This is a genomic window from Streptosporangium heterodermiicola (assembly GCF_051390675.1).
Lineage (GTDB): Bacteria > Actinomycetota > Actinomycetes > Streptosporangiales > Streptosporangiaceae > Streptosporangium.
Window position 1 is genome coordinate 69325 of the sequence record NZ_JBPJSR010000005.1, and the last position, 23631, is coordinate 92955.

The following is a 23631-nucleotide window of genomic DNA, read 5'->3' on the forward strand; positions in this document are numbered from 1 at the left end:
GTCCCCTCCTCCGCTCAGCGCCCGAGCACCAGGTCGAACGGCGTCTGCTCGCCCAGATGGATGGAGGCCGACACGGTCACCTGGGAGTCGAGCCGCACGGGCGGGCCCTGCGCGGTCGACCAGGTGTACCCCGAGTGCGCGCCCGGTTTGGGGATCAGGTCCACGATGATCATCAGGGGGGCCTGGACGGCGGCGTACCGCTTGGCGGCCAGGTCGCCGCCCACCAGCCCGGCCAGCGCCTCACCGGTCAGGGGATAGCGGCTGACCGAGGTGACCGTGCCGCGCAGCAGCCCGAAGGCCGCGGCGGGCGCGGTGGACACCTCCAGGTCGACCGGGCGGCCGGGGGCGATCCACGCGGCCCGGTCGGCGGGCACGAACACCATGGCGACCAGGCGGTCGTCGGGCAGGTCGGTCCGCTCGACCGTGGCGACCGTGGTGCCGACGGCGACGACCTGGCCGTCGTTGATCGTGGTGCCGACCACCTGGCCGGTGAACGGGCTCGCCACCTCCCGGGTCTTGCCGTCGGCCTCCTGCAGCTCCGCGACGGACTGGCCGACGATCACCCGGTCGCCCGGCCGGACCAGGACGCGGCGGGCCAGGCCGGAGTAGTGGCTCTGGATGCGGGCGGTGCCGCCCGGGTGGGTGAGGACACCCGGGGCGGCGACCGAGATGCGCAGCTCGGCGGCGAACGCCCAGACCAGCCCGCCGGCCATCACGATCATCACGACGAAGACCGCGATCCAGCCCCGGGGGGTGGCCAGCAGGGTGGGGGAGTCCAGCTCGTCGGGTTCGCGCATCCGTTGCAGCGCCTGGAAGCGGAATCTCATCGCGGTCTACCCCTCTGTCCGGGGCCGGGAGCGGAGTCTCATCGGGGTCTGCCCCTCTGTCCGGGGTCGGTGCTCTGTCCAGGGCCGGTGGTGGAGTCTCGTCACGGTCTACTCCTCCGTCCGGGGCCGGGAGCCGAGGACGAGCTCTCCGACGGTGCCCTCAAGGAGCGGGTCGCGTCCCGAGGCGGTGGCGAAGGCCCCGGTGTCCCCGCCGCCCAGGCCGCACACGGCCAGGTCCATCGCGGTGGCCACCAGGTAGAGGGTCTGGTAGAGGACACCCACGTGCTTGAGCACCAGCGGGTAGGCGACGGTCTCGTACTTCCACATCACCCGGCCGAACCGGGCCGCCACCAGCAGTACCACCTGCGGGTCCGCCTCCATCATCGCGGCGTTCCGCGCCTCCCTGACCAGAGCGTCGGTGGCCTTGCCCGGTTCGGCGACGAGCTCCAGCTCGTGCCGGTCGGTCGCGTAGTGCCACAGCCCGGCAGGCAGTCCCTCGCACGCGGAGACCAGCGGGTAGACCTCCAGCTCGTGGACGGCCCCGCCGCTCGGGTACGGCCGGCTGGCCAGCCGCTGGCCGTCGCTGCCCGTCATGGTGCCGCGCCTGCGCAGGCTCCGGTAGAGCAGCTCGCCGAGCTGGCCGAGGGTGATCGGCGCCTCCTGGTCGTGGGCGCGGATCGAGGTGCGCCGTTCGAGCACCTCGGTGAACGAGGGCTCCCTGGCCGCGATCTCGTCCAGGTCGGGCACCGGCAGCGTGACCGTCCTGAGGCCCGAGGGCTCGGGGGAGACCGGTTCAGGCGGGAAACGGTCGCCGAGGGGGTAGGTCCCGCCGTACCCGGAGGCCGTGGCGGGGAAGCGGGTACGGGAGTGGAAGGCCAGGTCGGCGGGGTGCCACTGCGCGTAGGAGCGCTCGGTCGTCTCCGGGTCCCCGTCCGGGCCGCCCGGGGCCAGCAGGCCGGCCGTGGCGAGCAGCCGCAGCAGCGGGGCGGGCGTCCCGGTGTTCCAGGTCGCCAGCTCGTCGAGCAGCCCGGCGGTCCCCGGCATCAGCTCGACGGCGAGGTGACGGCCGGGGGCCCGCAGGGTCAGCGTGCCGTCCACCATCCGCGCCTCGGCGAAGCGCGACAGCCGTACGGGCCCGGACGGGGCCGCCACCGGCATCGTCGAGCCCCGGCCGACCGGGTAGAGCCTGGCCGTGACGGCGCCGTCCGCCTGCACGGCGTGCTCGACCATCCCGGAGTTGTTCAGCCCGCGGAACAGCAGGTGCCAGCGCAGCAGCCCCGCCTCGCCGTCCGCGGTGGTCACCGCGGCGGCGAGGGCGGCGTCGTCGTGGTCGCCCTCGGCGAGCAGTTTCAGTGCCGTGGCCTGTCCCTGGGACAGGTTCCTCAGGTCGAGGACCGTGGTGACGAGCTGGATGCGCTCGCCGGAGAACGACGCGCCCCGGCGGAGCCGGGAGACGATGATGGGATTCATGGGGACCGTCCGTCTCAGAAGAACACGTTCCAGGAGTTGATCTCGTCCTGGGGGGTCGGGCGGTCGAGCCAGCCGAGCCGCACCGGCGCGTCGTAGAGGCGGCCGGGGGCGAGGCGGCGCCAGAAGTGCCGCAGGCCGGGGGCCATCACCTTGACGACGTTCAGCTCCAGGTCGGGGCGGGTCTGGTCGAGGACGATCACCTCGGAGCCGGCCGCCTCGATCGAGTCCACGCACCGGCGTATGCACTCGGCCAGGTCGGTGGGGGCGGGCGGGCCGACGGCGGTGGACGGCTGGTCCGGGTCCGGCAGCAGCCAGGGCTCCCGGTCGATCACGGCGCCCTTGCACCAGGCGAGCATCTCCGGGTCGTCCACGCGGTAGAGCGTGTTGCCCTCCTCGTCACGCCGTTCCACGCTGGGCAGGAACTGGTTGAGCTCGGTGAGCGCGCGGAACGCCGCGATGCGCGGATCGGGGTGGCTGCCGAAGCCGACCATGATGTCCTCGAACTCGTGGCGGCGCCGGGAGACCGCGGCGAACACCGGGATCCCCACGTCGGTGGTGAGGTCGAGCATCCACAGGTCGCGGTCCATGCCGTCGTAGAAGGCCCGCAGCTCGCCCACGTAGGGGTCGTCCAGCGAGTCGAGGTCGAAGCCGGGGCGGCGCAGCCGGTTGTACCACCACAGCGCCACCGAGTCGCGTTCGACCAGCTCGCAGATGCCCTGCAGGATGGCCTCCTCCAGGGTGTTGCCCGCGGCGCTGCCGTTGGAGTCGGCGATGCAGAAGAAGTGGCCGTAGAGGTCGGGGTGGCCGTACCAGGCGTAGGCGGCCGGGACGAGCCGTTCCTCGTCGCGGGTCAGCGACCAGGCCCGCGACCAGTCGAACGGCACGTCCTCCGGGAACGCGTCGGGCACCTGCTGCAGCCGGTGCGCCGGGTCGGCGTTCCACTCCTCGCGCCCGGCGCGCTGCTCGTCGGAGAAGAGCAGCACCCGGTCCGGGTGCACGGCCGTCGCCGGGTCCAGGTCGGCGTACGCGGCCCTGACGACCGGCTCGTCCCCGCGCCAGACCCCCGAGTAGCGTTCGATCGCCTCGCAGACCGCGCTGACCTTCGCCTGGATCTCCGAGCGTCCCTTGCCGCCGCTCTGGCCGCGCAGGTTGCGGCGGAGCAGGTCCATGCTGTCGTTGACCATGGCGAAGTTGTGTCCGGCGGCGTAGCTGAAGGTCAGGCCGGTGGGGTCGGCGCCGATCGAGATCAGCTTGGTGATCGCGCCGAGGTGCGGGCTGATGTGCCGCTCCAGCCGGTCGTACGTCTCCTGCGGCTGGTTGACCCGGTAGCCGCCGTCGGTGACGTGGTTCGCCTGCCGCGGGGTGAGCACGATCTTGGGGTCGTCGTCGGGCGGGGTGCCGCACGACGGGCACTGCGGCTGGCGGACGAGCACGTGCCTGCTGGTCTCCAGGGTCGCGAGGTTGAGGGCGACCATCTGCCCGCAGAGCGCGCCCGGCTCACCGGTCGCCACGATCCTGGCGACCTCGGCCGCCAGCATCCCGGCCAGCGCGAGCGGCCCCGCCGTGATCTGCGCGCGCACCGGGTGCAGCGGCGTCCGCTCGCCCCGCTTGCCGGCGAGGTAGCGCTCCAGCTGGCGGTTGCCGCCGAGCCGCTGCGCCAGGCACGACCAGCAGCCCGTGTGGTCGGGGTCGAGGTAGGGGCCGAGCCACGGGTGCACGCCGCCGGGCTTGGCGAGCAGCCAGGGCAGCCCGGACGCGAGCTGCAGCGCGTTGCGGCGTTCCAGGGCCGGGTCGAGGTAGTCGTCGACGAGCACGACCGAGACCCCCTCGGCGGGCACCTCCTCGATCGTGCCGGTGCCCACCTTCAGTCCCAGCTCGGTCAGGGCGTCCACGACCGGCGCGGCGTCCACCCCGCCGGCGGCGGAGACGGTGACCGGGGTGCCCTTCGTGACGGCCGCGGGGTCGATGCCCAGCGCGTCCCAGTAGGCCAGCACGCTCTCCGGCAGGTCGGGCCTGCCCTCCGCGAGGTGCCCCGCGGCCTCGTAGCGGCGCAGCGTGGTCAGCACCGTGGTGAACGGCACGCTCCCGGACAACTCCTGGACGATCTCGCTCACGGTCCTGCGACCGTCGAGGTAGGGCAGCACCGCCGCGGCGGCCTTCCCCGGCACGAGGTAGTCCATTCCCTCCGCGTACAGGAAGACCCTGGATCCGTCCACGACCTCGACATGGAAATGAGCCTTCAGCCGTGGACTCTCCATCGTCATCCGCCTTTTTTATATCAAGCTCTCGACACCTTCTTCATTGCGGATTTAAACACGAGGGGACGGCCACGGTGAATGCGCAAAAAATTGTACGCATCGTTCGGCCGATACTTAGGGAGCGGGCGCGGTCGCCTCAGTATCGTCGCGGCAGGCGGCGGAATCGGCCTCACAACCGGATCGCCGCGAAAGACGGGTACGGAACCCGTTGAGATCCAGATCAAGAAAATGGGACGATGAGGCATGGCTCCACTTCTTCACCGAGACAGAGAACTGACTGTATTCGGGGAGGCAATTGACGAGCTTCGGTCAGGAAGGCCGACCGTCGCGTCAATCCTCGGGGAGAACGGGATGGGCAAGAGCTCTCTGCTCGGCGCCATTACCGAGATGCTTCCCCAGCGCAGCCGGGTGCTGCGGGCACGCTGCCACCCGAGCGAGAGTCACTTCGCGTACGGCATGGTCCGCCAGCTCTTCGACCCGGTGCTCGCCTCGGGCGAGCGGACCCGCAAGCAGTTCGACCGCGCCTCGGGCGGCGACGGCGCCGCGACCCACGACCTGCTGCTCAACCTGTTCCACCTCACCCGGGACCTGGTCGCCGACCACCCGGTGGTGATCGCGATCGACGACCTGTCCTTCGCCGACACGCCGTCGCTGCGGTGGTTCTCCTACATCGCGCGCCGCCTCGACGACCTGCCGGTGATGATGGTCGCCACGCTGCCCGGCAGCACCCCGGCCGGGCTGGGCGCGGATCTGGGCAAGCTGCCGTACGCGCGGTTCGTCCAGCTCCGGCCGTTCTGCGCCACCTGCACGGCCGACTTCGTCGCGGAGGCGCTGGGCGCGCCGCCCGACGTGGAGCTGGCCGCGCTCTGCCACACGCTGTCGCAGGGCAACCCGCTGGTGCTGCGCGAGCTGACCAGCCGGATGCGGCAGGCCAGGGTGAGCCCGGGTGAGCCCGACGCCGACCAGGTGCTGGAGATCGGCACGGCGGCCCTGTCGGACACCGTGCTCGAATGGCTGCACGACCACGACCCGGTGGCCTCGGAGCTGCTCACCCAGCTCGCCGTGATGGGACCCGACACCGACATCACCGTGGCGGCGATCCTGCTGAGCCAGGGCGAGCCGCAGATCCGCCAGGCCCGCCGGGCCCTCGTCCAGGCGGGCCTCGTCACGGAGGGGCCGCCGGTGCGGTTCCGCGACCCGCTGATCCGCGCGGCAGTGCTGTCGCGCATCGACAACCAGACCCGGCTCGGCCTGCACGAACGCGGGGCCGCGCTGCTGGACAGGCTGGGCGCTCCGGCCGGGCAGACCGCCGAGCACCTGATGCTCACCGACTCCGACTGGGGGGTCCCGGTGCTGCGCAGGGCGGCCACCGAGGCGGTCGCGGCCCGCGAGTACGACGACGCGACCCGGTACCTGCGCCGCGCGCTGGCCTGTTCCGACGACCCCGCCACCATTCACGAGCTGACGCTGCAACTCGGCATGGTCGAGCTGCGCCACGACCTGGACGCCTGCGTACGGCACGCCGAGGCGCTGGCCACCACCGCGCCCGACCCCGCCCGGCGGGCCAGGTCGCTGCTGAACCTGGCCAGCCCCGCGCTGGCCGCCAGCACGGTGGGTGTCAGGCCGTTCGTCACCGCGGCCCACGAGCTGGCGGCCGTGGCGGACCCGCCGAGGGAGCCGCTGCTGCGGCTCACCGCGCAGGGGGTGCTGTCGGGATACCGCACCGGGCTGCGCAGGTCGCTGCGGATGGCCGTTTCGGGCGTGCAGGACGCGGCGGCGAAGGAGTTCTCCGGCGCGCTGGCGGCGATGGTCGCGGCGGGCGGGCGGTATCCCGACACCGCGAGGCGGCTGGCGATGCGAGCCACCAGGGAACGGTCCCGCAGGGACCGGCCGGTCGGGACCGGCCTGGTGGGCGCCGCGCTGGCGTTCGGCTGGACGGGACGGCCGGAGGAGGCGCTGGACGTGTGCGCCAGGATCCTGCAGGACGCCCGCACCTGGGACCAGCCGGACCTGCACGCGCTCGGGCTGCTCCTGCGGTCGGACGTCGGCCACCGGCGGGGCGAGTCGGCCGACAGCCTGCGGGACGCGCTCGAAGCGCGGGAGGGGGCCGAGCTGATCGGCGCGCGGGTGCTCGCCACGGCGGCCCGCGCCTGTGGCGCGCGTGCCCTCATCCGGCTGGACCGCGTGGAGGACGCCGCGGCGCTGATGCGCGAGACGACGACCCCCGCGGACGCCCACCCCCTGGTCAAGAGCATGGTCCTGGAGGTCCAGGGGCTGATCGCGGCGGCGGCGGACGACCACGTCACCGCGCTGAGCCTGTTCCTCGACTGCGGGCACCGGCTCTCCGCCCGCGGCATCACCAACCCCGCCTGCCTGCCCTGGCGCGCCCACGCCGCCCAGGCGTACACCGCGCTGGGCGAGCACTCCGCGGCCCGTACGATCGCCGCCGAGCCGCCGGGGATCCGGGAGCACGCGCCGGACGCGCAGCCGTCGCACGCCAGGATCGTGCTCACCCCCGCCGAGCAGCGCGTCGTCGAGCTGGTACGGCAGGGCATGAGCAGCATGGAGGTCGCCGAGCGGCTCTGCCTGAGCAAGCGCACCATCGACACCCACCTCGGTCGCATCTACCGCAAGCTCGGCATCCGAGGGCGGCACCAGCTGTCCACCGCCCTCGGACTCTGACCGGTTTTCGATCGGAGCGGGGTCATCTGTTCGGCCGTTCACCTGGGTGGCCTTGATCAGGGCTTGATCAGGGTGAGCCACCGGTTCGGCTGTTCACCGCTCTCCGATCAGCGTGCAGTCATCGGTTCGGCTCAGCGTCCGATCAACGGGGGGCCACCGGTTCGACGGCCTTGCCGATGCCCAGTCTCGGCTCGGTGACCAGGTACAGCCCGGCCGCGTCGCCGGCGTCCGTGCGTGCCGTCCGGCCGTCGGCCTTCCCCGCGACCAGCTCACTGGCGAGCACCATCGCGTCGAGCGGGGCCGCGCCGCCGACGCGGGTGGCGTCGTCGAGGTCGGTCAGGCCCGAGGTGATCGAGGCGAAGGCGCCGTCGGAGGGCGCGGGGGAGTCGCCGCCGCGCTTTCTCATCAGCTCCGGGTACTGGCCCCTGGCCAGGCGCTGGGCCAGCCAGAAGTAGCTGTTCTTGCCCCGGTACTGCTCGTAGAACCCGGCGACCATGGAGAACATCCGGCCGTAGGCGTTGCGGTAGTGGGACTCGTAGAACCCCAGCGCCTCGCGTTCGGTGACCTCCCCGGCGTGGGTGGACAGGATGCTCGCGGCCGCCAGCATGCCGCTGTACATGGCCAGGTGCACGCCGGTGGAGAGCAGCGGGTCGAGGAAGCAGGCGGAGTCGCCCGCGATGAGGTAACCGGGGCCGCAGAAGCTGTCGGCCGAGTAGGAGAAGTCCCGCTCGACGCGGGCCTCGCCCTCGAAGTGGCCGCCCGACACCAGCTCCGCCACCGTCTCCGACTCCGCGACCAGGGCGAGGAACATCGCCTTCCGCGAGGAGAACTCGGGCCTGCGGGCCAGGAAGTGGTCCTGGTGGGTGACGAAGCCCACGCTGTAGACGTCGCCGCTGAGCGGGATGACCCAGTACCAGCCGTTGAGGGCGGAGATCACGTTGATGCCGCCCCGGGGGGTACGGGGGAGCAGGGCGCCACCCCGGTAGTAGCCCCAGATGGCGACGTTGCGGAAGACGTCGTGCGGCCGCCGGTTGCGGAAGTGCTGGGAGGAGAGCACACCGGCACGCCCCGAGGCGTCCACCACGAAGTCGGCGGGGGACTCCCGCGGACGCCCGTCGTGCGTCCACTCCACGCCCATGGCGCGGTCGCCGTCGAAGAGGACCTTCTTCACCTGGGCGCCCTGGAGCACCTCGACGCCCTGTTCGGCGGCGTTCTTGAGCAGGACGTCGTCGAAGTCGGCGCGGTCCACCTGCCAGGACCGCACCTGGTCGCCGAAGAGGTCGGGCCAGTTGATCGTCCAGTCGCGCTCGGCGCCCCAGCGGAGCAGCAGGCCCTCCTTGACCTGGTAGCCGCGGGACTCGATCTTCTCCCGGGCGCCGACGAGGTCGATGATGGCCCGGCAGGAAGAGGAGATCGACTCGCCGATGTGATATCGGGGGAAGAAATCCCGTTCCAGCAGGCGTACCCGGGCACCGGCCCGGGCCAGCAGCGCCGACGAGATCGCTCCCGCCGGGCCACCGCCTATCACCACCACGTCAGGCGCCATGAAATGCCCCTCCCTTGCGAGAACCGCTCACTCCGGAATCATCGCAAGGGTGGGGGAAGCTTGTTAATACGTATTTGTGCTCATCGTGATACGCATTTCTCGACTAATTCATGTCGGTAAGGCCGAAGACCGCGCCCAGGGGGTCGGCGAACAGGCCCGACCCCAGCGGACGGGCCCCGGCGGCCAGGGCCGCCGCCGCGCCTCCGGTGTTCCCGGAGTCTGCGGCGGCCTCGGTGTCTTCAGCGGTCCTGGTGTTTTCGGCGGCCTCGGTGTTTTCAGCGATGTGGGGGGCGCCGAAGAACGGCACCCAGCCGGTCCTGGACGAGGGGCGGATCACGAGGGGCACGTCGCCGTACAGACCTCCGTAGAACTCCTCAGCCGCGTCCGGGCGGGCGGTGTGCAGCTCGCAGGCGCACAGGGCACCGGGCTCGTCCACCAGGACCACGCCCTCGTCCCTGCCGCCCTCCCAGAAGCCGACCGCCGCGCCCGACGGGTCGACGGCCAGGCAGAGGCGGCCGTCCTCGCCCGCCGGCACCGGGCCCATCACGACCCGGCCGCCCAGGACGCCGACCTCCGTCCGGGTGTGGTCGAGGTCCTTGGAGGCCAGGTAGACGTTCCAGGACGAGCCGGGTGTCATGACCGTCGGGCTGGGCCCGAGGCCGCCGATGATCTCCCCTCGCAACGTGATGAGGTGGTAGCCGCGGTCGTTCTCCCTGGTGAACTCCCAGCCGAACAGGCCGCCGTAGAACTGCTTCGCTCCGGTCAGGTCGACGGTGACGTGGTCAACCCAGCAAGGTGTTCCCGGGCCGTACGAGGTCCGCCGGGGCATGGTGTCTCCTGGATCATGTCGTCGATGAGGGCCGCGGCCTCCTCCGCGCCACCGAACTCCGGCATGAGCAGCCGGTAGCGGGGCGCGTCGGCCAGGTCCGAGGTGTTCGGCGGCCAGACGTGCGGCTGGAAGGCCCACGGTTCCAGCCTGCAGCGGTCGCCGTCCCCCTGGCAGAGCCTGACCAGCGTGGGCGGGGCGAGCCTGGCCGTGATGGGGACGATCGGGCCGAGCAGTTCCGGGCGGACCAGGACGGACTCCCCGGCCAGCGTCGGCTGGGCCCGCCGCCAGGTGCCGGGGCCGGTCTCCGGGCCGATCAGGCCGCCGGTCCTGGCCGATTCCAGGGCGCTGCCGCGCAGGTCCAGCGGGACGTGGAAGGGGAGGGTGTGGCCGGTGGACCGGTCGACCACGAGGAGCTGTCCCGACACCGGCCGCCAGGACCGGCCGGCCAGCGCGGCCGCCACGCCGGCGCTGGGTGAGCAGGAGCTGCCGACCAGCGCGACCGTCGCGTCGTCCTTGGCCATGACGACGGCGCGCATCACCAGGAAGAGATGGTCGAGCACGGCGAACGGGGGGAGAGGGGGTGGCATGGTGCTCCATCCGCGGAACACGCGACGCTGCAGCAGCATCCCGTCGGGGCGGTGGACCAGCAGCTCCCCGTCCGACGACTTGCCGGTGAGAAGTTTCACGACCAGCTGTGGTTCGCCGCTCTCCACGAGGTGAGGGCCGAACAGGAACGCCAGGTCGCCGGAGCTGAGCTCGGTGAGCACCATGATGGTCATGCCGAAGAAACTCAACAGCAGGGGCAACTAACCCCCCTTACAGGGTGTCTAACTGTAAACGCTCGTACAATAGCCTCAAACCCGGTCTACTCTCTCAGATAATGTCAGTCCCGCAAATACCGCTTTTGCTGACATTTCCGGCTGCTCTAGCAGGGGAAGGTGCCCCGAATTAGGGATTGTCCGAATATGGCATCCGGGCACCGTCTGCCGCAGCGTCTCCGCGTTGGTCACGAAGGTGGGCATGTCCGCGTCACCGATGATCACCATGGTGTCCGCCCTGATCCTGGCCAGGTCCTCCGGCGGGTGCCGGTGCGCGCTGAGGGCGGCCATCGCCCCCGTGTCCAGCTCGGCCCAGGAGTGCCCGCCGATCACCGCGCGCAGCCGGGCCCTCAGCTCGGGGTGCGCCTCGGTGCCGCGGAAGATGTCCGGCGGGGAGCTCATCCACAGCTCGGCCATCTGCTCGCTCCCGCCGCCCGCCCTGCGCACCATCATGAGTTCCATGTAGCGCCGCCGGGCCGCCGGGTCGGGCGGCGCGCCGCCGAGCGTCGGCGCCGCGAGCACCAGGTTCCGTACGACCTCGGGCGCCTCCAGGGCCATCTGCAGCGCGACGCTGGACCCGAAGGAGAGTCCCACGACGCGGTCCGCCCGCTCGGTCTCGGCGATTTCGGCCAGCCGTAACGCAAGCGTCGGCAACGTCGTACCGGGGCGCAGCGGTTCGGAGCCACCGTGACCGGGAAGATCCACGCCGATGTGCCGCCAGCCCGGCAGCAGCCCCCACAGCGGCCTCCACAACGTGAGGTCCATGGTGTAGCCGTGCACCCACAGCACCGCCGGGCCCATCCCCGACGTGACGACCCGCAACCCGTTCACGCGGTCTCCCCAAGGGCGGTCTCCCCAAGGGCGGGCTCCCCAAGGGCGGGCTCCCCAAGGGCGGGCTCCCTGAGGGCCGGTTCCCCGGAGGCCGGCTTTCCGAAGGTCGCGCAGAACTCCCGGTAGGCCACCACCGCCACGTCCCTGCTGTCGAAGCGGGGGACCGCCCGCGGGTTCAGCCGCTCCCAGATCACCGCGTCCTCCGCCAGCGCGCGCTCGCTGCCGTGGATGAGCAGCGGCAACTCCCCCCGCTGCTCCGGGCGGACCCCGATCGCCACCCGCGCCACGCACCCGCCCCCCTCGTACGGCACGGCGGCGGTGACGATGACCTGCTCCCAGCCCGGCGGCCCGAACCGGGTGACGACCACGCCGGGACTGTAGGCGCGGGCCAGGAACCGCGACCGGACGACCTGCGGCCCGGAGGTGCTCCCCGGCTTCGCCCCCATGACGAACTCGCCCTCGATGACGAGCTCGCCCTCGTCCCCGTCCCGATGCGCCATCCCGCGCAGCCTCGGCACCTTGTGCACCTCGGTGAAGTGGTCGATGTCGAAGGCGTTCTCCACGATCAGCGCCGGGTCGGCGGCCACCGGCCTGACCACGGCCGCCGTGAGCGGGTGGGTCGTCTCCAGCTCCTTGAGCGCCCTGGTGAGTCCCCGGTCGTCATCCGGGCCGTCCGAGAGCCGGACGAACACGGCGTCACCGGAGACGATCACGTGGTGCTCGCGCACCGACAACCGCCCGCCGCCCTCGCCCAGCGCGATCCGGCGGCCGTGGAACGGGCAGACCAGGCAGCCGCCCGAGAGCCGTCCCCCGTACCCGAGATGCGCGCCCCGGTGCGGGCAGTCGGCGTCGAAGACGCGGATCCCCGTCTCGTCGCGTACGGCCACCAGCCGCCGGGTCCCGATCTCCAGGGGGGTCACCTCGGCCGTCAGCTCCGAGGTGAAGGCCGGCAGGTACCAGCCGGAATGCGGTGCTGTCGATTGTTCCGAGTAAGACGTCATCAGCCCATCGCCTCCAGGAGCCGCTCGGCGGCGATCGCCCCGCTGGCGATCGCCCCCTGAACCCACGGCAGTCGCGTTCCCGAGACCGTGGCCTCGCCCGCGAAGAACAGCGTGTCCGCGACCGGTTCGGCCCAGACCCCGGGAGCCCCCTCGGCGCCGAGCAGCGGCGCGGTGAACGCGCCCCGGCTCCACGGGTCGGCACCCCAGTCGGCGATCTCCGTGTCCAGCACCCGGGCCCGCGCGGTCCAGGGCAGGGCCACCGCGAGCAGCGCCGACAGGCCGGGACCGGTCGCGGCGCGCACGCAGGCCGCCGCCGCGTCCCTGGCCACGACCAGCGCCTCGGGGCGCCCCTCGCGGCAGCTCACGAAACCGCCGGCCCCGTCCGCGTCGAACACCGACGCCGTCTCCGGCGCGGGGACGGACAGGGTCGCGACGACGCAGCAGCCGTCCCCACCGGCCAGGGCACGGGCGGCCTCGGCCTTGTGGTCGGGCAGGTCCTTGACGGTGAGCGTGCCGTGGGTCACGACGGAGGGCGGCACGGTCACCACCACCCGCTCCGCCTCCACGGTCCCGGCCGGCGTCTGCGCGTCGACCCGTCCCGGCGACCAGCCGAGCACCTGGACGGGGCAGCCGGTGCGCACGTCGAGCCCCTCGGCCAGCCGTCGCGGCAGCAGGTCGAACCCGCCGGACACCACGAACTCCCCCCGCCCCGCGGTATCCCCCCGCTGGGCCTCGGCCACGCCCCGGGCACTGAGCCGGTCGGGGTCGGCGGCCCAGATCTGACGGAACCACTCGCTCGCCACCGGGTACGGCCCGCCCCTGTCCCCGAGCCAGTCGTTCACCGACTCACCGGCCCCGGCGCCCTCGGCGTTCAGCCTGGCCTCCAGTGCCCACGGCGCGTTCGGCGTGCGGGCCAGCGCCCCCATGGGACGGCCCACCCGCCCGCTGACCACCCGGGCCGCGGTCGGCCGCGGCGCCGTCTCGGTCCCCACGATCCCGTGGACGGGGTTGCGGTCGCCGTGGACGACCTGCGCGCCCAGCTCCAGCGAGGGCCCGCCGTCCGCGGGCCGGAACGTCCGTATCCGGCCGCCCACCCGCGACCTGGCCTCGACCACCACGGTACGTACCCCGGCCTCGGCCAGGCGGGCGGCGCAGGTCAGCCCGCTGACCCCCGCCCCGATCACCAGGACCTCAGTACGCATCCCCGCCTCCCACATCCGCCGGGACAGCGTCCGGACGTACGGGAAGGCCGCCCGGGTGTACGGGAAGGCCGTCCAGGTCCGCTGGAAGGACGCCCGGACTCACGGCGAGGTCGCCCAGGTTCACCGGGAGGGAGCGCAGCCGCCGGGGGATCATGGTCGCGGCCCAGGCGGGGTTCGCGTCGGCCAGCGACGCGGCCGGGAACCGCCTGGCCAGCCGGGACAGCAGCACCGCCCCGGTCTGCCGGACGAGCTGCGCCGCCAGGCAGAAGTGCGGCCCTCCTCCGAAGGCCAGGTGCGGGTTGGGCGTCCGGTCGAGCAGCAGCTCCCCCGGCCGGTCGAAAACGGCCGGGTCCCGGTTCGCGGCGGCGACGACCGCCAGCACCCGGGCCCCCTGGGGAACCTCCCCGCCGGGCAGTGTCACGTTCCCGGCCGCGACCCTCGCCGTGAACGGGATCGGCGCCTCCAGCCGCAGCAATTCGTCCATCGCCGTACGGGCCAGCTCGTCCCCGCCCTCGCGCAGCGCGGCGAGCGCCTCAGGCCGGGGCAGCAGCCAGTACAGCGCGTTGCCGATCGCCTCGGCCAGCGGCTGCCACCCGCCCACCACGGCCAGCCCGAGCACCCCGAGCATCTCCGGCCGGGTGAGCCGGTCGTCGGCGGCGAGCCGGGCCAGCGGGCTGGGCGCGGCGACCGCGCGGTGCCCGTCCAGGAACCGGCTCAGCTCCGCCATGGCAGACCTGCCCAGCGCCGCCACCTGCGGCCCGGCCAGCGGATCCAGATTGATCGAGGCCGCCTGGGCGAGCTGCGCGAAGACCTTCCTGTCACGTTCCGCCAGCCCGAACAGCCGCAGGAAGACCGAGGTGGCGAGCGGGCTCCCGATCTCCCTGACCGCGTCGACCACGGTCCCGCCCGCCAGCCGTTCGAGGAGGTCGTCCACGTCGGCGGCGATCCCCGCGGCCACGGACGCGATCGCCGCGGGTCCGAGCAGCAGCAGTCCCGGCGCGCGCAGCCGCGTGTGGTCGGGCGGGTCCGTGGTGAGCATCGACGGCGGCAGCTCCTCGCCGCGCGCCCGCCCCTGCTGCCCGGCGCTCGCGGAGAACCCCCGGTCACGCAGTACGGCGGCGCAGTCGGCGTGCCCGGTCACCAGCCACAGCCGCGACATCGCGTCGTAGTGGACGGGGGCGCGGGAACGCAGCCAGTCGTAGGCCGGATAGGGATCGGCCCGTCCCGCGGGGGAGAAGGGGTGGGACAGGTGGGCGGGGAGCCGGATCTGAGTGCCTGCCGTCACGCGTCAGTTTCCCTTGCTGTCGCTCGCCCGATCAGCCGCTTCCCGATCTCCCGATCAGCGGTCTGTCTGATCAAGCTTTGGTTCGATCAAGCATTGGTTCGATCGGCGGCCCTGTCTCGTCGACGGCCTGTCCGATCGAGGGCCTGTCCGATCAGTTGCCTGGGTTGATCAGTTGCCTGGGTCGAGCAGGTGTCCGGGTCGAGCAGGTGCCTGGGGGTGATCAGGTGTCTGGGGTTGATCAGGTGTCTGGGGCGATCACCGCACGCGCGCGTTGCGCCAGCCGAACGTCAGCGCGGTGAGCAACAGGCCGCCCACCGCCCACAGCCCGAGGACGAGCGCGACGCGGCCGAGCTCCCAGCTGCCCGCCGGTTCCACGACGGTGAAACCGTCCGGCAGGAAGACCGCGCGGAACCCCTGCGCCATCCACTTCACCGGGAACAGCGCGGCCGTGGTCTGCATCCACGCGGGAAGCTGGTGGAACGGGTAGAAGACGCCGGAGATGAACTGCAGCACCATGAACACCGGCGTCACGATCGCCGCCGCCGAACGGCTGTTCGGGATCGCCGCGCTGTAGGCGATCCCGGTCAGCGCGCACGTGACGGTGCCCAGCGTCAGCACCCAGGCGAGGGTGAACCAGCGCTGCGCGGTACCGGGCAGGTGCAGCCCGAACGCGGTCACCGCGATGCCCAGCAGCAGCGCCATCTCCACCACGGTGGTCACCACGACCTTCACCAGCTTGCCGATGAAGTAGGCGGACTTGGGCATCGGCGTCATCGCGAGCCTGCTGATGAGGCCGGTGTCCCGCTCGATCGCGATGTTGATGGCGAGCCCGGAGAAGGCGGTGCTCATCACACCGGCGGCCACGATGCCCGCCATGAAGACCTGCCGGAAATCGACCTCGGTGCCCTGCACCTTGCCGGTGAAGATCGCGCCGAACACCACCAGCAGGATCACCGGGAAGAACAGGGTGAAGACCAGCGACTGCCTGTTGCGGAAGAACGACTTCAGCTCGACCGACGACCGGGCGACACTGGCCCGCCACAGATCGGGCAGCAACCCGCGGCCGGGCGCGCGTACGGATTCCATGACGCTCACGTGTTCTCCTCCGGCTGCTCGCGGTGCCGGTCGATGAGGTTGAGATAGATCTCTTCCAGGGTGAGCCGGTGCACGGTCAGCTCGGGCAGCTCGGTCCCGGCCCAGGACCCCAGCAGGGTCACCAGCTGGGTCGGCTCCGAGGTCAGCACGGTGACCGGGTCACCCGCGCCCGCCGGCCCCGGTTCGAGCACCGCGCCCCTCGGCAGGCCGGGAAGGTTCCGGCCGGCCAGGGACTCGGAACGCCGGAACGACACGGTCGCCGGGGTCGTCTCCCGCCCGCCCAGCTCGCCCGGCGGCCCGCAGGCCACCAGCCGCCCGCCCGCGATCACACCCACCCGCGTGGCGAGCGTCTCGGCCTCGTCCAGATAGTGGGTCGTCAGCACCGTGGTGCGGCCGCGCCCGGAGAAGAACCGCACCAGCTCCCACGCCTCGCGGCGGGCGACCGGGTCGAGCCCGGTGGTGGGCTCGTCAAGGAAGATCAGTTCGGGGTCGCCGATCACGCCGACCGCCACGTCCAGGCGGCGCTGCTGGCCGCCGGAGAGTTCCGTGGTCCTCTTCTTCTCGTACGTTCCCAGGCCGACCATGTCGAGCACCTGCGTGGGCGGCAGCGGCCTGGGGTACATGGCGGCGAACTGTCTCACCACCTCACCCACGGTGAGATCCGGGTAGGCGCCGGTGGACTGGCTGACCACCCCGATGCGCGCCCGCCATTCCCGCGGGTCCCTGGCCGGATCCTGGCCGAGGACCTTCACGTCTCCACCGCTCCGCCGCCGTACTCCCGTCAGTATTTCGACGGTCGTGGTCTTACCCGCGCCGTTCGGCCCGAGCAGGGCGAACACCTCGCCTGGGTGCACCCGCAGGCTCAGATCGGCGAGCACCGTGTGCTCTCCGTAACGCTTGTTCAGGCCGGTGACGGCGACCGGATCGTTTTCCGCGGCGGCGGAAGCCATCGACTTAATCCTCCGATGGAGACGGGAACGGGAACGGCATGGCGATTTTCAAATGGCTCCGGAAATGTCGCCGGAAATATCGCCGTCGATCAGGTGCAGCAGCAGCAGGGGCAGCAGCAGTAGTAGCAGGCCTCCGCCTGGGCGCCGGCCGAGATGTCGGACAGGTCGCCCTCGCTGAGCTCGGCGGCGTCCACCACCGGCGTCTCAGGGATGTGGAACTCGAACTGCCCGGTGGCCAGGCCCACCTCCCACAGACCGACCTGGACGTCCAGGTTGCCCTCCTCGTGCCCCTCGGGGATGTGGCGGACGATGACGATCTCGGCGTCCTCCGGGACGATCAGCCCGGACTCGGCCAGCGCGGCACGCGGGTTCGCGGTCAGCCGGGCCGCGTACTCCTCGTCCGACCAGGCGGTGATGAGCGTGCGGGTGTAGGCGTTGATGAACTCCGCGCGCTCCTGCGGCTCGAGTGCCATGCGATTCTCCCTCTCGGGTGTTTGCCGCTGCTTTCTGCGTCGGCAACTGAAATGGACTCTCGCATGCCGGGCGGCGCATACCAAGACTTAATTTATTCGCCATTCATGTAAGTATTGATACGTTCTTCGACGCGGTGTTACATTAGCAGCATCCCACAGTACGGATGGAATCATCAATAATACTCAATACGTATATCCGGCCCCCGTGAATACGTAATGGAGATACTTAAGCACGTTGAACGGAGGTGTCGGTGACCACTACCGGCACGCGGTTCCCCCCCGGTCCGTCCGGCCCGGTGGACATGGGAGACATGCGTAGCGATCCGCTGGGGTTCGTGACCGGCCTGGCCCGTCGCTACGGCGACGTCACCGGCCACCACGCGAACGGCGAGACCGTCTTCATGGCGCACCGCCCGGATCTCGCCCGGCACATCCTCAAGGACAACGTCGGCAACTACACGAAGGAGAACACGCCGGACGACCACATGCTGCGCCCGCTGCTCGGAAACGGGCTGCTCACCAGCACCGGCGCGGAATGGTCACGTCAGCGCAGGCTGTGCGCCCCGGCCTTCCGCCGCAGCGAGGTCGCCTCCTTCGACGAGATCATCACCGACGAGACCGCCGCCCTGCTGGCCCGCTGGCGCGGCCCCGCGGAGACCGGCGCCCCCCAGCCGATCGACCACCACCTCACCTCGCTCACCCTGTCGATCCTGACCCGCGCGGTACTCGACGTGGACCTCGGCGCGGCGGGCGACGGGTTCGGCCGGGCGGTGGACGACGTCAACCGCTTCATCGGCCACTACGTACCCGACCCCGATCCCGACCCGGCCGACACGGTCCGCAGGCGGCAGGGCTACGTACGCGCCCGCGCCCTCCTCGACATGATCACGCGTACGGTCATCGCCTCCCGCCGCGCCTCTCCCCGGACCACCGGCACCCTGCTCGACACCATGCTCGGCTCCCTCACGGACACCGACCTCCGCGACCAGGTCCTCACCCTGATCATGGCCGGACACGAGACCACCGCCAAGTCCCTGACCTGGACCCTCTACCTACTCGACCGCCACCCGGAGGAGGCCGAACGGATCCGCGACGAGGTCGACCGGGTCCTGGGCACCCGGCGTCCCACGGCCGAGGACCTGCTCGACCTGCCGCTGTGCCGCCGGGCCGTACAGGAGGCGATGCGCCTGTACCCCCCGGTCTGGCTGATCTCCCGGCGCGCGACCGGACCCGACGAGCTCGACGGCCATCCGGTACCGCCCGGCACGCTCGTCTGCGTCAGCCAGTGGGTCCTGCACCGCGACCCCCGCTACTGGGACCGCCCCGATGCGTACGTACCCGACCGCTTCGACGGCGCCGACCTCCCGAGCCACCTGTACCTGCCGTTCGGCGGCGGCGAGCGCATCTGCATCGGCCGGCACCTGGCCCTGATCGAGGCGACGCTGGTCCTGGCGATGCTCTCCCAGTCGGTACGGCTCACGCTGGAACCCGGCTTCGCGGTGGAGCCGGAGGCCCTGGTGACGCTACGTCCGAAACACGGCATGCGCATGATCGTGAGCCCCCGATGACGACCTCGATCCCCACCCCGGCGCCGAACGCCGGTTCGTACAACCCCGCCGCCACCACGGCGGGCGGGATGACGGGCGAGCTGGCCCGGCTGGAGGCCCAGGCGGAACTCTCGTTCGACGAGGAACTGAGCCTGCTGCGCGAGCTGGGCCTGACCGCGTCGGACGGCCCGCTGGTCGAGGTCGGCGCGGGGTCGGGCGCGATCACCAGGCGGTTGCGCCGGGCCATGCCCGATCTGTCACTCGTCGCCGTGGACATCGACCCGGACCTGCTCGCCCACGCCGAGGGCGCCGGTGCCGAACTGGTCGTCGCCGACGCCGCCGACCTGCCGCTGGAGACGGCGAGCGCGGGATACGTACTTCTCCGGTACGTCCTTCAGCATCTCCCCGACCCCGCACCGGCCCTCGCGGAGGCCCGCAGGATCCTCCGTCCCGGTGGCCGCATCCTGGTCACCGAGGTGGACGCCTCCTGCTGGGGGCTGGCCGAGCCCGCCTACCCGGAGCTGGCCGGGATCCACGCCAAGATGGCGGCGACCCAGCAAGCCGTCGGCGGCGACCGCACGATCGGCCGCCGCCTCACCCGCCTGTTACGTGTCACCGGCTTCACGGAGGTCGCCCTTCGCCCGTTCGCCACGACCAACGACACCCGACCGACGGATGACTTCGCCCCCCACCTCGGCCCGGGACGGCTGCAGCCGCTCCTCACGGCCGGTGTGCTGTCGCTCCGCGAGTTCGCCCTCGCAGCCGACCGCTGGAACCGGTTCCGCGCAGACCCCAACGCCTGGGTGATGCTCCTCGGGTTCACCGCAGCCGGTACCGCCCCCGACGAGCCGCCCGGCGGCCGTCGCACCCCCGAAGGAATCCAGTGAGCACCAACGTCAAGATCTTCATCACGATCTTCTGCTACATCAGCGGCGTGATGGGCATCGTCACCGCCGTCTTCCAGGCCAGCACCACCCCCGCCAACACCCCCGGAGCGATCGGATCCGGGGTGATCGGCGGCATCTTCCTGGTGGCCGGCGTCGCCCTGAGCCGCAAACCCCGCTACTAGAGCCGTCTCCTCGACGGGGTGGTCGGCTGATCGGACGCTTCTGTCCGGCCGGTGATCACCGATTCGACGCGGGACCGGATCGAGCCGCCGACACCGGCCGATCCGGTCCGTGAACGACGGCGGTGGTGCGGAAGCGTGCCCGGTAGGTGGTCGGGGCGATTCCCAGGGTGTGCTGGAAGACACGGCGCATGGTCTCCGCCGACCCGAAGCCGGACTCCTCGGCCACCTTCTCCACGGGATCGTTCCCCGCTTCGAGAAGGGTCCGGGCGGCCTCCAGCCGTACCGATTCGAGGTAGTGCCCCAGGGTCGTCCCCGTCTCGCGGCGGAAGAGCCTGCTGAGGTGGCGGGCGCTGACACCGGCGTCACGGGCCAGGGACTCCAGGCTGTGCGGGGTGGCCGGGTCGGCCACGACCCCGTCCATCACGAGCCGCAGCACCGGGTGCGCCGTCTCGCACGGGGCCAGGCGGGCGCTGAACTGGGACTGCCCTCCGGGGCGGGCCATGAAGACGACCAGCTCGCGGGCGACGTCGCGTGCGAGACCGGCCCCGTGGTCGGTCTCGACCAGGGACAGCGCCAGGTCGATGCCCGCGGTGACGCCGGCGGAGGTGACGACGTGGCCGTCCCTGACGAACACCGGGTCCGGCTCGACCCTCACCCGGGGGTAGGCCGCCGCCAGCTGCGCGGCGAGCCGCCAGTGCGTGGCGGCGCGCCGTCCGTCGAGCACGCCCGTCTGCGCCAGCACGAACGCCCCGGCACACACCGAGGTGACCCGCGCCGAGCGGCGGGCGAGCTCCGTGACCAGGGTGAGCAGGTCCTGGTCGGCCACGGCCCGCCGCCAGTCGTGGCGGCCGGGGACGACGACCGTGCCCAGCCGCGCGGGCAGGCTCTCCAGTGCCCCGTCCACCCCGATCCGCACCCCGGAGGAGGTACGTACGTCCGCGCCGGACGGGGAGACGACCCGGACCTCGTACCGGGCGCCGAAGCCGTTGGCCGTGGTGAGGACCTCGGCGGGACCGGTGACGTCCAGCAGCTGCACGCCGTCGAAGGCCACCACCGCGACCACGTGGTCCGCCCGCCGGCGCGAGGCTACTCGGGCCACGGGGAGTCCAGGATCGTGCGCACGAAGTCCCCGCGCACGAAACCGGGAACGTAGTGGGCGAGCACGTCGGCCTTCACGTTGCCGAACGTGGTCTGCGGCCTGTCCCTGATCCCCTCGGTGAAGGCGCCGAGGATGCGCCGCTTGAAGCCGGGGCGCGGGTGCAGGGCCACGATCGCCGCCCGGTCGGCCTCGCCGATGTCGTCGTAGCCGATGCCCAGCACGTCGTACTCCACCCCCGCCGTCACCAGCGCCACCTCCGGCTCCATGAACTCGGGGATGCCCGGGGTGGTGTGCAGGGCGATCGCGGTCCACACCCGGCGGACGCCGTCCTCGGGCACCCGGTGCTCCCGCAGGAAAAGGCGGGCCTCGTCGGCGCTGTCGACCTCGAAACGCCGCCCGCCGCCGCGGAAGGGCTCGCCCAGGCCAAGGTCGTGGAACATGGCCGCGACGTAGAGCAGCTCGGGGTCGAAGTCCAGGCCCCTGTCGCGCCCCCGCAGAGCGCCGAAGAAGTACACCCGGCGCGAGTGGTCGTAGATCAGCTCGCTCACGCTGTCGCGCACCAGCGCGGTCGCCTCCTTGGCCAGCGTCGAGTCCGGCACCCGTATCCCGGCCGGTGCGGAGAAGTCCCCGATCATCGCCATCACCCCTGCTCACGATGCCCCCGGCCCCTCCGGCGGCACCTCCAATCTACGAACCGCCCAACCGCGACGCCATGACCGTGGGGCCCGGTAACCCACAGATACGGACACCGGTCGGGTCGGAAGGGGTCGGTGCGAATGAGCCTCTTCGAGAGAGGATCCCGCCGGAGAAGCTGGAAAATTCGAGGACGTCCGTGTGCGGGCAGGCCAGACCATGGGCGATGGCGGTGCGTGCCCCCTGTCGCCTGTGCGCTCGCCGGCGATCCGGCCGGCACGCCGTCATGACCGCACGCGACAAACCGGATGGCCTCCCCGGTCGGCATCCGGCTCATCGGCCCCGGACACCGCTTTCACCGGACCTGTCGGGTGCTCCTCGGAGTCGTGGAGTTCGTGGCGGCGGGGGAGCAGCCACGGGTCACGAAGTAGATCTCCATGGAGATCGACCCGTTCGGGGCGGCGAGGTCGTGGAAGTTCCGGGTCACGGCCGTCCCGAAGACGCGCGGGTACGCCTCGCGGATGGCGGCGTTGACCCGCGTGGCCAGGCGGACGCCCGTCCCGGCGCCGTCGCCGGTGCCGAAGGTCAGGACCATGCCGACGCGCCGTCCGGCCAGACGCTCCCCGTGCTTACGCAGTTCCTGACGTACCTGCGCGGACAGCACGTCGTCGCCGGTGCCGGGGGCGACGCGGAACGAGATCGTGGTCGGTTCCGCCCGTACGCCTCCGACGAGATCGGCGCAGGAGGAGGGAAGGGGCCGGGAGCGCGTGCGACCTCCCCCATCCGGGAACTCCTCGCCCTTCTCCCGCCGCTCCTGTGGGAACTCCTCCGCCCGAGGTTTTTCAGCCCCGGGTTCTTCCGCTGAGAGCCGGGTGGTCTCCGGCAGGGATCGGAGGATGTCCGGCCGGAGCCGGGTGGTGTCCGCCACGGCCTCGGCGGGCGGGGGAGGTGGCGCCTGCGTTCCCCACATGACGATCGTGAGCCCGAGCAGCAGGTTGGCGGAGAGCCAACCGGCGATCAGGGGCGAGAAGAGGGTCCTTCGCCGGGTCGTCATCGCGAGGCGGGGATTCGCTCGGCGGCGTCCGAGATTTTGATCATGGCCGAGGTCCGGGTCACGGCGGCGGTGAGGTCGTCACAGGTGCTGTTGATGGCCGCCAGATGCCCGCCCAGGAGTTCGACGGCGTCGCGCACGTCGATCGCGCTGCCGGCCAGCGCGTCCGTGGTCTTCCGGGTGGCGTCCAGGGTCAGGGTGAGCGCCTCGACCAGCTCGGTGTGCACCCTGCGCGCGGTGGTCCCGACGAAACCGATGTCGGCCGCAGTCCTGCTGAGCTCGGCCCCGAACCGCTCCGGGGAGGAGAGCCGCACCTGGCCGAGTACGAGGCTCGCCTGGGTGAGTGCCCCGCGAAGCCGGACGCGAAGGGCACGAAGCGCCCGCTCCTCGGCCTCCTCCCGGTTGCTCCGCGCGATGTTCTCGTACACGGTCCAGCAGATGAGGCAGAGGACACCGGCGAGGGTGCAGAGCGCGACGCCGCCGAACCCGAACAACCAGGGCAGCCTGCCGTCGAAGCCCCGCTGCCACATCTCCAGGAAAGGGCGCCGGGCCGCGTCCGTCCCACCGGTCCCACCGGCGTCGAGGACGTCGCCGTAGGCGTCCGTGGCGATCATCAGCCCGAGCCAGGCGACGAGTACCGGCACGAAGACGAGGACCGGGCCGACGGCGGCGACGAGTCGTCGGCGCCATCGCGGTTTTCCCGGCGAGGGAGTGGTCTCCGCCGGTTCGTCGTCCACGAGGATGCTGTCCTCGGGGGCGAAGGCGGCGAACAGGTCGACCTCGCACCAGCGTCCGGCTCCTCCGGGATCGGTCATCGCGTCCGCGAGGTCGTTCAGCTGGTCCCGGCGGGCCGCCAGACGAGGGTGATCGGCGAGCTCACGAAGCTCGCCCGCGAGCTCCGAGTCCGTCACGGACAACCGACATCCTCTCCTCGATGGCGTCCCCGGTGGCGCCGAGCACCTTTT

Annotated in this window: 21 protein-coding genes; 4 read left to right on the top strand and 17 right to left on the bottom strand. The window is 71.8% G+C overall.

The window, feature by feature from the left end:
- Positions 1-14 precede the first annotated feature (14 nt).
- The 3 genes from ACSC1Q_RS12645 to ACSC1Q_RS12655 form a co-directional block, all read right to left on the bottom strand.
- The gene (locus tag ACSC1Q_RS12645) at positions 15-827 is read right to left on the bottom strand and encodes a biotin/lipoyl-containing protein (protein WP_436758869.1); all 813 of its coding nucleotides are present in this window, start codon (positions 825-827) and stop codon (positions 15-17) included.
- A 108-nt stretch (positions 828-935) separates the two neighbouring features.
- Positions 936-2297 carry a SagB family peptide dehydrogenase gene (locus ACSC1Q_RS12650; RefSeq protein ID WP_436758870.1) on the bottom strand — a complete coding sequence of 454 codons (1362 nt, stop codon included), beginning with the start codon at positions 2295-2297 and terminating at the stop codon, positions 936-938.
- Positions 2298-2311: 14 nt separating this feature from the next.
- Positions 2312-4561 carry a TOMM precursor leader peptide-binding protein gene (locus ACSC1Q_RS12655; protein ID WP_436758871.1) on the bottom strand — a complete coding sequence of 750 codons (2250 nt, stop codon included), beginning with the start codon at positions 4559-4561 and terminating at the stop codon, positions 2312-2314.
- Positions 4562-4798: 237 nt separating this feature from the next.
- On the opposite strand from ACSC1Q_RS12655, the gene ACSC1Q_RS12660 reads away from it, so the two are divergent.
- Positions 4799-7237 carry an ATP-binding protein gene (locus tag ACSC1Q_RS12660; RefSeq protein WP_436758872.1) on the top strand — a complete coding sequence of 813 codons (2439 nt, stop codon included), beginning with the start codon at positions 4799-4801 and terminating at the stop codon, positions 7235-7237.
- A gap of 142 nt (positions 7238-7379) precedes the next feature.
- On the opposite strand, the gene ACSC1Q_RS12665 is transcribed toward ACSC1Q_RS12660, so the two are convergent.
- The 10 genes from ACSC1Q_RS12665 to ACSC1Q_RS12710 form a co-directional block, all read right to left on the bottom strand.
- Positions 7380-8783 carry an NAD(P)/FAD-dependent oxidoreductase gene (locus ACSC1Q_RS12665; protein ID WP_436758873.1) on the bottom strand — a complete coding sequence of 468 codons (1404 nt, stop codon included), beginning with the start codon at positions 8781-8783 and terminating at the stop codon, positions 7380-7382.
- A gap of 103 nt (positions 8784-8886) precedes the next feature.
- Positions 8887-9612, bottom strand: a complete 726-nt coding sequence (locus ACSC1Q_RS12670) for a VOC family protein (protein ID WP_436758874.1) — start codon at positions 9610-9612, stop codon at positions 8887-8889.
- On the bottom strand, positions 9546-10418 hold the full coding sequence (locus ACSC1Q_RS12675; RefSeq protein WP_436758875.1) for a hypothetical protein: 873 nt from the start codon (positions 10416-10418) through the stop codon (positions 9546-9548). Before ACSC1Q_RS12675 ends, ACSC1Q_RS12670 begins: the two co-directional genes overlap by 67 nt.
- A gap of 48 nt (positions 10419-10466) precedes the next feature.
- Positions 10467-11261: an alpha/beta fold hydrolase gene (locus ACSC1Q_RS12680; protein ID WP_436758876.1), complete on the bottom strand. Its 795-nt coding sequence runs from the start codon at positions 11259-11261 to the stop codon at positions 10467-10469.
- Positions 11258-12262: a Rieske 2Fe-2S domain-containing protein gene (locus tag ACSC1Q_RS12685; protein WP_436758877.1), complete on the bottom strand. Its 1005-nt coding sequence runs from the start codon at positions 12260-12262 to the stop codon at positions 11258-11260. The genes ACSC1Q_RS12680 and ACSC1Q_RS12685 overlap by 4 nt, the downstream gene beginning before the upstream one ends.
- On the bottom strand, positions 12262-13464 hold the full coding sequence (locus ACSC1Q_RS12690) for a flavin monoamine oxidase family protein (protein ID WP_436758878.1): 1203 nt from the start codon (positions 13462-13464) through the stop codon (positions 12262-12264). The genes ACSC1Q_RS12685 and ACSC1Q_RS12690 overlap by 1 nt, the downstream gene beginning before the upstream one ends.
- On the bottom strand, positions 13454-14749 hold the full coding sequence (locus tag ACSC1Q_RS12695) for a cytochrome P450 (protein WP_436758879.1): 1296 nt from the start codon (positions 14747-14749) through the stop codon (positions 13454-13456). The genes ACSC1Q_RS12690 and ACSC1Q_RS12695 overlap by 11 nt, the downstream gene beginning before the upstream one ends.
- Positions 14750-15004: 255 nt before the next feature.
- Positions 15005-15835 (bottom strand): ABC transporter permease, encoded by an 831-nt coding sequence (locus ACSC1Q_RS12700; RefSeq protein WP_436759223.1) that lies wholly within the window; start codon positions 15833-15835, stop codon positions 15005-15007.
- A gap of 5 nt (positions 15836-15840) precedes the next feature.
- Positions 15841-16794: an ABC transporter ATP-binding protein gene (locus tag ACSC1Q_RS12705; RefSeq protein WP_436758880.1), complete on the bottom strand. Its 954-nt coding sequence runs from the start codon at positions 16792-16794 to the stop codon at positions 15841-15843.
- An 89-nt stretch (positions 16795-16883) separates the two neighbouring features.
- Positions 16884-17267, bottom strand: a complete 384-nt coding sequence (locus ACSC1Q_RS12710) for a hypothetical protein (protein ID WP_436758881.1) — start codon at positions 17265-17267, stop codon at positions 16884-16886.
- Between the two features lie 311 nt (positions 17268-17578).
- Here ACSC1Q_RS12710 and ACSC1Q_RS12715 point away from each other — a divergent pair, with 311 nt between their 5' ends.
- From ACSC1Q_RS12715 to ACSC1Q_RS12725, 3 genes are read left to right on the top strand one after another with little or no spacing between them, the layout of a single operon-like run.
- Positions 17579-18835: a cytochrome P450 gene (locus tag ACSC1Q_RS12715; RefSeq protein WP_436758882.1), complete on the top strand. Its 1257-nt coding sequence runs from the start codon at positions 17579-17581 to the stop codon at positions 18833-18835.
- Positions 18832-19701, top strand: coding sequence for a class I SAM-dependent methyltransferase (locus ACSC1Q_RS12720; RefSeq protein ID WP_436758883.1), 870 nt, complete (start codon positions 18832-18834; stop codon positions 19699-19701). The genes ACSC1Q_RS12715 and ACSC1Q_RS12720 overlap by 4 nt, the downstream gene beginning before the upstream one ends.
- Complete coding sequence (locus ACSC1Q_RS12725) at positions 19698-19883, top strand: hypothetical protein (RefSeq protein WP_344742640.1); 186 nt, start codon at positions 19698-19700, stop codon at positions 19881-19883. The genes ACSC1Q_RS12720 and ACSC1Q_RS12725 overlap by 4 nt, the downstream gene beginning before the upstream one ends.
- A 55-nt stretch (positions 19884-19938) precedes the next feature.
- Here ACSC1Q_RS12725 and ACSC1Q_RS12730 read toward each other — a convergent pair whose 3' ends face one another.
- The 4 genes from ACSC1Q_RS12730 to ACSC1Q_RS12745 all read right to left on the bottom strand — a co-directional run bounded on the left by ACSC1Q_RS12730 (position 19939) and on the right by ACSC1Q_RS12745 (position 23577).
- Positions 19939-20982 (bottom strand): GlxA family transcriptional regulator, encoded by a 1044-nt coding sequence (locus tag ACSC1Q_RS12730; protein WP_436758884.1) that lies wholly within the window; start codon positions 20980-20982, stop codon positions 19939-19941.
- Positions 20970-21623 carry an HD domain-containing protein gene (locus ACSC1Q_RS12735; protein WP_436758885.1) on the bottom strand — a complete coding sequence of 218 codons (654 nt, stop codon included), beginning with the start codon at positions 21621-21623 and terminating at the stop codon, positions 20970-20972. The genes ACSC1Q_RS12730 and ACSC1Q_RS12735 overlap by 13 nt, the downstream gene beginning before the upstream one ends.
- A 347-nt stretch (positions 21624-21970) precedes the next feature.
- Positions 21971-22669 (bottom strand): hypothetical protein, encoded by a 699-nt coding sequence (locus ACSC1Q_RS12740; protein WP_436758886.1) that lies wholly within the window; start codon positions 22667-22669, stop codon positions 21971-21973.
- Positions 22666-23577, bottom strand: a complete 912-nt coding sequence (locus ACSC1Q_RS12745) for a hypothetical protein (protein ID WP_436758887.1) — start codon at positions 23575-23577, stop codon at positions 22666-22668. Before ACSC1Q_RS12745 ends, ACSC1Q_RS12740 begins: the two co-directional genes overlap by 4 nt.
- Between the last annotated feature and the right edge of the window lie 54 nt (positions 23578-23631).